General features: G+C 56.9%; 10 protein-coding genes. 6 read left to right on the top strand and 4 right to left on the bottom strand.

Annotated features, from left to right (window positions below; translation table 11 throughout):
- Positions 1–245 precede the first annotated feature (245 nt).
- On the bottom strand, positions 246–1,925 hold the full coding sequence (gene treA / locus ACPUC8_RS20195) for an alpha,alpha-trehalase TreA (RefSeq protein ID WP_494927170.1): 1,680 nt from the start codon (positions 1,923–1,925) through the stop codon (positions 246–248).
- Positions 1,926–2,132: 207 nt separating this feature from the next.
- On the opposite strand from treA, the gene ghrA reads away from it, so the two are divergent.
- Genes ghrA through ACPUC8_RS20180 form a run of 3 tightly spaced genes read left to right on the top strand, consistent with a single transcriptional unit; the run spans position 2,133 to position 4,420 of the window.
- Positions 2,133–3,071, top strand: a complete 939-nt coding sequence (gene ghrA, locus ACPUC8_RS20190) for a glyoxylate/hydroxypyruvate reductase GhrA (protein ID WP_039334743.1) — start codon at positions 2,133–2,135, stop codon at positions 3,069–3,071.
- A 24-nt stretch (positions 3,072–3,095) separates the two neighbouring features.
- The gene (locus ACPUC8_RS20185) at positions 3,096–3,833 is read left to right on the top strand and encodes a phosphatase (protein WP_034821944.1); all 738 of its coding nucleotides are present in this window, start codon (positions 3,096–3,098) and stop codon (positions 3,831–3,833) included.
- A gap of 26 nt (positions 3,834–3,859) precedes the next feature.
- Positions 3,860–4,420, top strand: coding sequence for a TorD/DmsD family molecular chaperone (locus ACPUC8_RS20180; protein ID WP_494927169.1), 561 nt, complete (start codon positions 3,860–3,862; stop codon positions 4,418–4,420).
- On the opposite strand, the gene ACPUC8_RS20175 is transcribed toward ACPUC8_RS20180, so the two are convergent.
- Together ACPUC8_RS20175 and ACPUC8_RS20170 are read right to left on the bottom strand one after the other, a co-directional pair.
- The gene (locus ACPUC8_RS20175) at positions 4,421–5,782 is read right to left on the bottom strand and encodes a CoA transferase (RefSeq protein WP_494927168.1); all 1,362 of its coding nucleotides are present in this window, start codon (positions 5,780–5,782) and stop codon (positions 4,421–4,423) included. It abuts the gene before it with no gap.
- A gap of 47 nt (positions 5,783–5,829) precedes the next feature.
- Positions 5,830–6,714 (bottom strand): DMT family transporter, encoded by an 885-nt coding sequence (locus ACPUC8_RS20170; protein WP_039334751.1) that lies wholly within the window; start codon positions 6,712–6,714, stop codon positions 5,830–5,832.
- A 192-nt stretch (positions 6,715–6,906) separates the two neighbouring features.
- Here ACPUC8_RS20170 and ACPUC8_RS20165 point away from each other — a divergent pair, with 192 nt between their 5' ends.
- Entirely contained in the window at positions 6,907–7,626 is a 720-nt protein-coding gene (locus ACPUC8_RS20165; RefSeq protein ID WP_494927167.1) for a glutamine amidotransferase, read from the top strand.
- On the opposite strand, the gene ACPUC8_RS20160 is transcribed toward ACPUC8_RS20165, so the two are convergent.
- Positions 7,614–8,177 carry a class I SAM-dependent methyltransferase gene (locus ACPUC8_RS20160; protein WP_494927174.1) on the bottom strand — a complete coding sequence of 188 codons (564 nt, stop codon included), beginning with the start codon at positions 8,175–8,177 and terminating at the stop codon, positions 7,614–7,616. The genes ACPUC8_RS20165 and ACPUC8_RS20160 overlap by 13 nt on opposite strands.
- 351 nt (positions 8,178–8,528) lie before the next feature.
- On the opposite strand from ACPUC8_RS20160, the gene exaC reads away from it, so the two are divergent.
- Together exaC and ACPUC8_RS20150 are read left to right on the top strand one after the other, a co-directional pair.
- Positions 8,529–10,049 carry an acetaldehyde dehydrogenase ExaC gene (gene exaC, locus ACPUC8_RS20155; protein WP_494927166.1) on the top strand — a complete coding sequence of 507 codons (1,521 nt, stop codon included), beginning with the start codon at positions 8,529–8,531 and terminating at the stop codon, positions 10,047–10,049.
- A gap of 192 nt (positions 10,050–10,241) precedes the next feature.
- Entirely contained in the window at positions 10,242–10,406 is a 165-nt protein-coding gene (locus ACPUC8_RS20150; protein ID WP_197063359.1) for a hypothetical protein, read from the top strand.
- The last annotated feature ends 43 nt before the right edge of the window (positions 10,407–10,449 follow it).

The following is a 10,449-nucleotide window of genomic DNA, read 5'->3' as shown; positions in this document are numbered from 1 at the left end:
TAAGCTGACTTAAAGAGTCCAGGTTAAGGGGTTCAGTTCACGATGGAACATCCATGTTCCAGCGCCACCTTTCGCCCGCGTCCTGCGGGCTCTCCTGGCATACTCGCTCAGCTCAGCGCTGCGGATGCCTGCCCCGGTGCGACCCCAGCCAGCTCCTTAGCTTCAGTGCGCGTTGTCAAAAAGGGCACGTTGTCTGAGGCCATGACGCCTCTGCTGCACCCTTAGGCCGCCCCTGTCTAAAGCGCTTATTTCCCCGCGCTTAACGCTGGCATATTCGGGATATCCCCAGCGTTATTGCAGGTCTTATCTTTCGGGCAATACTTATCCAGCAGTTTTAGCGTCACGCCATTGGTCCAGCCGAAGCCATCCTGCAACGGATATTCACCGCCGCCACCGCCGCCCAGCTGTGCGCCTTCCACCACGTACTTCTCAACCAGCTTATGCTCTTTGTCATAGGTGGCCTGCACGTTTTGCAGGAAACGCTGGCCAATCTCTTGCGCCAGTTTGGGCTGGTGGTAATGCTCCAGTCCTTCAATGGCAACCCATTGCAGCGGTGCCCAGCCATTAGGTGCGTCCCATTGCTGACCGTTATTCACCGTGGTGGTCACTAACCCACCCGGTTTTAGCAGCTGTTTTTCTACCGCTTTCGCCGTGCGATCGGCCTGTTTCTCACTCGCCACCTGCAAATACAGCGGGAACAGTGTTGCCGCGGTGAGCTGCGGGTGGATCTGTTTTTTCTGCCAGTCGTAATCGGCATACCAGCCCTGTTTTGCATCCCACAGATAGCGATTGATCGCCGCCCGACGCTTCTCGGCATCAGCAGCAAACTGTTTGGCCTGGTCATCCTGTTTCGCCAGTTTGGATGCCTTAGACAGCACCTGCTCCAGATGGAACATCAGGCTATTCAGATCCACCGGTGCCAGTTGTGTGGTGCGGATGGAGGCCAGATTATGCGCATCGGTAAACCAACGTGAGCTGAAATCCCAGCCCGATGCCGCGCCAGCACGCAGATCGCGATACACCTGCTGTTTATTGCGGTCCGGTGCTTTGTTGGCGGTGTTCACATCGTCCAGCCAGGATTCGGTGCGTGGGGCATCGCGGTCATCCCAATAGCGATTGAGCAAGGTGCCATCGCTGAGCTTAATGACGCGCTTGCTGGCTTGTCCTGCGGCGACCTTATCGCTGTCGGCCATCCAGTAGTCATACTCTTTCTGCAACTGCGGCAGATACTGGCGATAGACGTCATCACCTTTGTGAGTGGCTAACAGATCGACCATCAGGCTAAAGAACGGTGGCTGCGATCGGCTGAGATAGTAGCTGCGGTTGCCGTTCGGGATATGGCCATATTTGTCGAGCTCGGTGGCGAAGTTGTCCACCATATCTTGCACCCGATCCCAATGGCCGCTCTCCGCCAGGCCCAGCATGGTGAAGTAGCTGTCCCAGTAATAGACTTCGCGGAAGCGACCACCCGGTACAACGTAAGGCTTAGGCAACGGCAGCAGGGAATCATACTGGCTGGCGTTAGGCGTGGAGCGGGTCAACACCGGCCACAAGCCGTTGATATGCTCACGCAGGCTCTGCCCAGCGGGCGGCACATATTTGTCCTGCTCTTTAGGCAAGGTGAAATTGGCGTCAACAAAGTGCTTCAGATCGAAGTTGCGCTGGCTCTTTTGCATCTGCCAGTCGGCCAGAATGGAAGAGGGGTTGTACTTCGGGACCGCGTCGGCAAAGGTTTTCTGGTCCGGATAAAATTTCGCCTGCTGCACGGCGTTAAACAGTGGCCCCAAACGGATATCCGGTGGCTGGGGCTGGTTGCTCAGCATGCGGCTGTTATCTTCAGCCTGCGCAACGGCAGAACCGGCGAGCAGGGCGGCGCTCAGTAAAAAGGTGAAGCGCACGGGCGTGAATATGACATTTTTTATCATCGGTTTTTCTCCTTGTCCGAAAAGGTGGTGCGCTAACGCATTGACCACTCAGACAACTTTAGTCGTTAATCCGCCGCTTATCCCCCCAAGGGGGCGGAAATGTGAAGCGTTCGGAATTAATCACGGGAGAAATTGCATTAACCCTAAGGTTTTTGCTTGCCCTGAGCCGGTATTTGCCTGAGGCTGAAGGAAAAAAAGGAGAGCTGTATGGAGATCATCTGGTATCACCCCTCATCCAATCCGCAGAGCTGGATTGACGGACTGCATCAACGTATACCGGGCGTCAACGTACGCTACTGGCAACCGGGTGATAATGCACCGGCCGACTACGCCATCGTGCGTTCACCGCCCACAGAGATGCTCGCCGGACGCCCGTTGAAAGGCGTATTCGCCATGGGCGCTGGCGTGGATGAGATTCTTAAACAACAGCACGCCCATCCGGAAATGCTGTCCGATGAAGTGCCGCTGATACGTTTAGAAGACACCGGAATGGCGCGTCAGATGCAAGAGTATGCCAACTGGTGCGTGTTGGGCTGGTTCCGTCGTTTTGCCGACTATCGTCAACAGCAGCAACGGGCGCACTGGCAGCAGTTGAAGGGCTATGAACGCGAGAACTTTACCATCGGTATTCTGGGTGCCGGTGTGCTGGGGCGCAGCGTACTGGAGAGTCTGCGTCAGTGGGGCTTCCCGCTACGCTGCTGGAGCCGTTCAGCAAAAACCATTGAAGGCGTGCAAACCTTCCACGGTCGCGAGCAGCTGAATGCCTTTCTCGATGGCACGCAAGTGCTGATTGATTTGCTGCCGACCACGCCGGAGACCACCAACCTGATTGATGAGCACGTGCTAAGCGTACTGCCGCACGGCGCCTTTTTCCTCAATATGGCGCGCGGTGCGCACGTGGTGGAAGCCGATTTGCTCGCGGCCCTGAATAGCGGCCAGTTGGCAGGTGCCGCGCTGGATGTGTTCCAGACGGAACCTTTGCCCAAGGATCACCCGCTCTGGTCGCATCCGCATGTCACAATCACGCCACATACTGCTGCCATAACATTGCCGGGCGAGGCGATGGATTTCATTGCGGGTGCCATACTTGCTCTGGAGCAAGGTCAGCAGCCGGGCGGTTTAGTCGATCGTCAACGCGGTTATTAATTCACATTTTGTCAGGAGAAGAGGATGTATCCCGTCGATTTGCACATGCACACCGTTGCCAGCACCCACGCCTACAGTACGCTGCACGATTACGTCGTACAGGCTAAGCAGAATGGCCTGAAGCTGTTTGCTATTACCGATCACGGTCCGGATATGGCGGATGCGCCGCATTATTGGCACTTCGTCAATATGCGCATCTGGCCACGCGTGATCGATGGCGTGGGCGTGCTGCGCGGTATTGAAGCCAACATCAAAAACCAGCAGGGCGAGATCGACTGCAGTGGCCCGATGCTGGATGCGCTGGATCTGATTGTGGCAGGCTTCCACGAGCCAGTGTACGCGCCACGTGATAAAGCGCATCACACCGAAGCGATGATTGCGGCGATGGCCGGTGGACTGGTGCACATCATCTCGCATCCTGGCAATCCGAAATTCCCGGTCGATATCCGCGCGATTGCTGAAGCGGCGGCGCATTATGATGTCGCGCTGGAGATTAACAACTCCTCGTTTACCCATTCACGACCTGGCAGTGAACCTAACTGCCGCGCCATCGCCGAAGCGGTGCGCGATGCCGGCGGGCGTCTGGCCTTTGGTTCTGATTCCCACACTGCCTTTACGCTGGGCCACTTTGAACACTGCATCCGTATTACGCGTGAAGTGGATTTTCCCGAGGATCGCGTGTTAAATGTCACGCCACGCCGCTTGCTCGATTTCCTCGAACAGCGTACCGGGAAGCATATTGCTGAATTTGCAGACTTTTAACTTTTTGCCTCAAGGAATTCTGTTGCATGAATGAGTTTTCCATTCTCTGCCGCGTCATCGGCTCGCTGTTCAACCGCCAGCCGCAAGATCCGCTGCTGGTGCCGCTTTTCACCGTGCTGCGTGAAGGCAAACTGAAAGACCAGTGGCCGCTGGAGCAGGATGAACTGTTGACCCGTCTGCAACAAAATAGCGATCCTCAGGCGCTGGCCGCGGATTACAACGCGCTGTTCGTGGGCAGTGAGTGCAGCGTGCCGCCGTACGCTTCACAGTGGCCAAACGGTCCAACCGAAGCGGATGTGCGTGCGTTTCTGAGTTCACGTGGCATGCTGTTGAGCGATGCGCCTGCCGATCACTTTGGTGTGCTGCTGTTGGCGGCTTCGTGGCTGGAAGATCAGTCGGCAGAAGATGAGTCAGCTGCGCAGCTGGCGCTGTTCGATGACTATCTGCTGCCGTGGTGCGGTGCATTCCTCGGAAAAGTCGAAGCACACGCCACCAGTGCGTTCTACCGCACGCTGGCTGCGCTGAGTCGTGAGGCAATCCAAACCATGTACGATGAGCTGAACGAAGGCAACGAAGAAGAAGCCTGATTACCAGCTGGCTGCGCTACTGCCGAGCCTGACACCCGGTGTGGCGCAGATCATTGGCGTGCCGGGCAGATACGCGGCGGCACGCAGCCTCTCCGCAATCCCCCAGGCATTGATCTCCAGCGCACTCAGCGCATCATCGCGCTGCGCGGTAATGCCGCTTTGCGGCTGTTGCGGCGCTGACCCCTGTTGTTGCAGCAGCCGAGCCGTGCGTGCCAGTGACAAGCGTGCCTGCCAGCCCACATGATTCTCACGTCGCTGCCGCAGCCCTTCCAGCACGGCGGCGGCCATCATGTAACCGGTGGCATGATCGAGCGCCTGCACCGGCAACGGGTGCGGTTTCGCGCTACCGCTCCACATCATCCCGCGCTCGGCAATGCCGCATCCCATTTGCACCAGGCTATCGAAGCCACGCCGGTTACGCCAGGGACCGCTCCAGCCCCACGCATTGAGACTGACATCCACCAGTCCGGGGGCAAGTAAGCGGCGGGTGTCGTCATCCAGCCCCAGTTTTTCCAGTGCGTCAGCACGATAGCCATGCACCATCACATCAGCGTGTTGGATTAAATCGCGCATTTGCTCACGGCCAGACTTGCTTTTCAGATCGAGCCGCGCACAGCGCTTGCCGCAGGTGATCTCCTCCTCCAGCGTCGGCTCTTCCCAGCCATAAGGATCGATGCGTAATACCTGCGCACCGAGGCTGGCAAGAAAGCGCGTGCAAACTGGGCCCGCGATAATGCGCGTGAGATCCAGCACGCGTACCCCGAGTAAGGGGCGTGCCGTCGGCAACCGCCAGCCCGGCGTCGGGGCTTCTCCGGTGGCCTGTTGGGCAATCAGGGGTTCACTGTTCACCGCCATGCCTTGTGGATGCTGTTGCCACTGCTGCTCACTGCGCATTTGCGCGGCGCAACCCCCCGCCATCACCACCGCGTGTTCAAGGGCTTCGGCCTGCCAGCTGGCGACCACCTGACTCAATGCCGCACGGTCAGGATGCTGGCCTAACACCTGTTCCATCGCGGCACGATGGTGCGGCGCATTGGTGTGCAGGCGAATCCATCCATCCGCAGTGGCGTAGTCACCGGCAAAGGGATCCCACAATGCCGCAGGTGGGCGATTGAGTGGCGTCAGGCTGTGTTGAAACCAGCGTGAGGCAAGCCGGACATTAACACACACCGGGGTTGAGTGGCCGAGTAAATCGCTCAGCGCCTGGCTGGCTAACCCAATGCTGGTGGCCGCCAGTTCGCTGACGGCGAAGGCAGACTGGAAGGTATCGGGCTGGAGAAAGCTGAGAGCAGGGCGCGGGTTTTCACCACGCAATCCCTGCCAGAGTTGCTGCCATAACGCAGCAGCAGATTGAGTATCCATGTTAAGTCTCCGGAAAACACGCGAGACTCAAGCATAGCAGAGGGGTTTTAACGGCGACGCAACCGCGGAAAACGCGCGTGCATGCGCAGGTTACGCAGATTGATCACCGCAATCGCGGTGCCCAGCACCACCAAAGAGGCTCCGAGGATTTTGAAGCTGTTCATGCTGTCGCCCAGCACCAGTACGCCCATCAACACCGCCAGTACCGGGGTCAAAAGGGAGTAGGGCATGATCAGATTGACGTTGTACTTCTTCAGCAGCGCATACCACAGCGTGTAGGCGACAATCGAGGAGGCCAGCGCGCTGTAGAGAATGCCAAACCAGCCGCGCCAACCGGCATGGCTGAGTGCGTAAAACTGCTGTGATTCGGTCAGCCAGGAGGCGGCACCGACAATCGGCACGGCAAGAAAGGAGATCCAGCCCGTCAGAGTGAGCGGTTTAATCGGCGGTGATTTTTTCACGATCATATTGCTTATCGCCCAGCCAAAGGCGCTGCACAGCAAAATACACAGCACCCACCATGCGGGAATGGTCGGGCTGCCAGACAGCACGGCAACACCGCTGAGAGAAATGCCGATGCCAAATAACTGCACCAGACGCAGTTTTTCTTTCAGCACCAGCATCGCCAGCAGCATCGCAATCGGCGTGCCCAGCTGGACCACAATTGCTCCGGTACCGGCATCGGTGTAGCGCATGCCGACAAACAGCAGCGAGAAGTGCATAAAACCAAAGGTGAAGGCGAGGGTCAACAGCCACGGCAGCTGCTCACGGGTGATGCGGCAGAAGGGCACCAGCACGATGGCTACCACCACAAAACGCATCCAGGTGAGAAACAGCGGAGGAAGCTCCAGCAATCCCCACTTTACTGCTACGTTATTGAAAGCCCAGATGGAAACCACCATCAAAACCATAAAGAAATGCCGCACTGCCACAGTGTCATCCTTCACATCAAAGGGGGAGTTATCACCGGCTAATCATGGCACGAAGACGCTACTTTCTGTGACATTGAGCTAAAATATTTTTCGCGTGGGCATGAGCTTATGCAGGAAAAAAATAAGACATGTCCCTGATTTCCTGTCAAAGTGGATGTCCGAAAGCTGACTCCGTTAAGGAATGAATTCGGAATGAAACACACCCGCGCTCTACCTCTTGCCCTGATTCAACTCGAAGTGCCACCGCCGTCGGTTGTGGCGCAAATTGGTGAACAACCTGTCTGGTTTATCGACGCGCTGCAACTGCAGCCTGACGATTACGTGATTATCCGTCCGCATCTGGGCGAAGAGCTGCCCGCCTTTGACCGCGTCAGTGGCGCGATCCTCAGTGGATCCTGGGCGATGGTAACTGACCATGCCGACTGGAGCGAGCGCACTGCGGCATGGATTCGTGGTGCGCTGGAAGCGGCGTTACCGTTGTTAGGTGTGTGCTACGGCCACCAACTAATGGCCTATGCGCTGGGCGGCAAAGTGGGTGATAACCCCAATGGCTGGGAGCGCGGACTCAAAACCCTGACGCACGGTGCCAGCCGCGATCCCTGGTTGGGTTCGTTGCCAGGCGAGTTTCAGGCTTGGCTATCCCACCGTCAATCGGTGCTCACTCCGCCACCGCAGGCTGAGGTTTTGGCGAGATCGGAACAGGATGGCTGCCAGATTCTGCGTTACTCCGCACAGGCTCTCTCAGTGCAATTCCACCCGGAGTTCACCCGCGACATCATGACCGCCTGTTTACCGGCGGGTGTCAGCGATGATGGCACAACGGTGACGGGAGAGGATTGGTCGCGAGAGTTATTACGCCGTTTCTGGCAGCACACGCGGCCGCAGCCGCGTGTGCATGCTCAGGGCGCGTAGTGCCGGGTGCAGCGGTAGACCCACGCGGGTGGCATGTTTTTTAGCACTCGCTGGCGCTGCCAGGTGAAGTAACGCGACAAATCGGGCTGGGTCAGCGAGGTGTACTGGAACTGCACAAACACACCGCGCGGCCCCAGCACGTCATGCACCGCACTGAGGATCGCTTCGCGGGTTTCCGGCGGCAGCGACAGCAGTGGCAAGCCAGAGAAAATCACATCGTACTCACCGGAAAGATACTCGGCGGAGCAGGCGCGTACCTGCATGCGCGGGTCGCTCCATTCGCGCAGGTTATCAACCAGTTCCGGGCTGATTTCAAACACATCCAACTGTGCCTGAGGGGACATCCTTGCCAGAATGTGCCGTGTCAGCACGCCATCACCCGCGCCGAGTTCGGCGATACGCAGGCTACGATCCCAGTGAACGGCATCGCACATGGTGCGGCACAGCGCGGCAGAGGAGGGCGTGATGCTGCCCATCTTGCGCGGGTTTCGAATAAATTGCTGAACAAAGTTCGCTTTGGCGCGCATTAACGTCAGGGCTGAAGCCAACATCTCTTTCTCCTGATTAGTGTCCTGCTTCATATTGACCACATTCGGCGCGCTTGTTTCGCTTTTCGCTGCATTCTGCTTAAAACTCGGAATTATCCGCAGCGAGGCGCGGGATAATTTTGAGCCAGACGAGGTTCCGAATCGGGTATTGCTGGCATGTGCAATAAATTGCGCCGCTACGGCTGTGGTGCATTTCAGGCGCGGTTAAATCTCAAACCTCTGACCGCCGGAATTTTCCTTCGGTGCGGTCACAGTTTCCCGCTCTGCGATCTGACAGGCTGACATTGATCGATCAATGTTAATAACAGGTTTCATAGTTGTTATTCGCCACTCTGTCCCGCAAGGAGAAACACCATGCGTTACGCTGCTCCGGGAGAACAAGGTTCTCTCATTACTCTGCAATCGCGTTATGGCAACTTTATCAACGGCGAATTTGTTGCGCCGGTGAACGGTAACTACTTCGTCAACACCACACCGATTAATGGTTCTACCATTGGCGAGTTCCCGCGCTCCGATAAAGCCGATGTCGATAATGCTGTCGCCGCTGCACAAGCCGCTGCCGATGCCTGGGGAAAGACCTCTCCGCAGGCACGCTCGTTAGTGCTCCTGAAAATTGCCGATCGGCTTGAAGCCAATCTGGAATATATCGCCGTCAACGAAACCTGGGATAACGGTAAGCCGGTGCGCGAAACGCTGGCCGCGGACTTGCCGCTGGCGGTGGACCATTTCCGCTATTTCGCGGGTTGTGTGCGTGCACAAGAAGGCACGGCGGCCGAAATCGATGAATTCACCGCGGCTTACCACTTCCACGAACCGCTGGGCGTGGTGGGGCAAATCATCCCGTGGAACTTCCCGCTATTGATGGCGGCGTGGAAGCTGGCCCCTGCGTTGGGTGCGGGCAACTGCGTGGTGTTGAAACCGGCGGAGCAAACGCCGCTGTCGATTACGCTGTTTATGGAAGTCATCAAAGATCTGGTGCCACCGGGTGTGATTAACGTGGTGCACGGTTACGGTAAAGAGGCCGGTGAAGCGCTGGCGTCGCATCCGGGCATTGCCAAAATCGCCTTTACAGGTTCCACCGCCACCGGGGGGCACATTCTCGAACTGGCCGCCAAAAGTCTGATTCCGTCCACCGTGGAGTTGGGCGGCAAATCACCGAATATCTTCTTCGAAGACATCATGCAGGCCGAAGAGAGCTTTATCGAGAAGGCGGCGGAGGGTGTGGTGCTGGGCTTCCTCAACCAGGGTGAAGTCTGTACCTGTCCTTCACGTGCGCTGGTCCAAGAGTCTATCTTTGAACCCTTTATGGCGGCGGTGATGAAACGCATCAAAACCATTAAACGCGGCGACCCGCTGGATACTGAGACCATGATTGGTGCCCAGGCGTCACAGCAGCAGTTCGACAAAATTCTCTCCTATCTGGAGATTGCGCAGCAAGAGGGTGCGCAAGTGCTGCACGGTGGTGGCGTGGAGAAAATCGGTGAAGCCTTCGACAGCGGTTACTACATCCAGCCTACGCTGCTGAAAGGCGACAACAGCATGCGCGTCTTCCAGGAGGAGATCTTTGGACCCGTGGTCGGCGTACTGACCTTCAAAGATGAAGCAGAAGCTATCGCCATCGCCAACGACTCCATTTACGGTTTGGGCGCAGGCGTCTGGACGCGTGACATCAACCGTGCTTACCGCATGGGCCGCGCGATCAAAGCGGGGCGCGTCTGGACCAACTGTTACCACCTCTATCCGGCGCATGCGGCGTTTGGTGGCTACAAGAAATCCGGTATTGGCCGTGAAACCCACAAAATGATGCTCGATCATTACCAGCAAACCAAAAACCTGCTGGTGAGTTACAGCACCCAACCGTTGGGCTTCTTCTAAGTAACAGGGCAGCGGGTGATACCGCTGCCCTTCACAGTAAAAAATGTGCGTCACTTCTTTAATCTGACTGTCATTTTGCCGTGCCACAGTGCCTGCATCACGAATACAGACAATTCCGCTACATTTAAGCCGTGTCTTGACGATATTAGAGAGCAAGGAAACTAAAACAGTGCGCCATTTTAAGGAGAAGAGATGAACACACAGCATAAATTTCAGCAGCAGCACGACGATGTGTTGGATGCGGATGACCAACATATCATCACGGTAAATCTGCCCGGCCGTCAAGCGATCTACGTGATTGGTCAAAACGATGATGATGCCGATCTACTATTAGACGTACAAATCGGTGAGATGTAAGCAAACGGCAATACCCCACCCATAAAAAAATCCGCAGCCATTC

The sequence above is a fragment of the Pantoea sp. CFCC18177 genome, assembly GCF_059412425.1.
This window is presented reverse-complemented; position numbering and strand designations above follow the sequence as displayed.

Excerpts from the sequence above, each read along its gene's own strand:
- treA (WP_494927170.1), bottom strand. The coding sequence starts at position 1,925 with ATGATAAAAAATGTCATATTCACGCCCGTGCGCTTCACCTTTTTACTG.
- ghrA (WP_039334743.1), top strand. The coding sequence starts at position 2,133 with ATGGAGATCATCTGGTATCACCCCTCATCCAATCCGCAGAGCTGGATT.
- ACPUC8_RS20185 (WP_034821944.1), top strand. The coding sequence starts at position 3,096 with ATGTATCCCGTCGATTTGCACATGCACACCGTTGCCAGCACCCACGCC.
- ACPUC8_RS20180 (WP_494927169.1), top strand. The coding sequence starts at position 3,860 with ATGAATGAGTTTTCCATTCTCTGCCGCGTCATCGGCTCGCTGTTCAAC.
- ACPUC8_RS20175 (WP_494927168.1), bottom strand. The coding sequence starts at position 5,782 with ATGGATACTCAATCTGCTGCTGCGTTATGGCAGCAACTCTGGCAGGGA.
- ACPUC8_RS20165 (WP_494927167.1), top strand. The coding sequence starts at position 6,907 with ATGAAACACACCCGCGCTCTACCTCTTGCCCTGATTCAACTCGAAGTG.
- ACPUC8_RS20160 (WP_494927174.1), bottom strand. The coding sequence starts at position 8,177 with ATGTTGGCTTCAGCCCTGACGTTAATGCGCGCCAAAGCGAACTTTGTT.
- exaC (WP_494927166.1), top strand. The coding sequence starts at position 8,529 with ATGCGTTACGCTGCTCCGGGAGAACAAGGTTCTCTCATTACTCTGCAA.
- ACPUC8_RS20150 (WP_197063359.1), top strand. The coding sequence starts at position 10,242 with ATGAACACACAGCATAAATTTCAGCAGCAGCACGACGATGTGTTGGAT.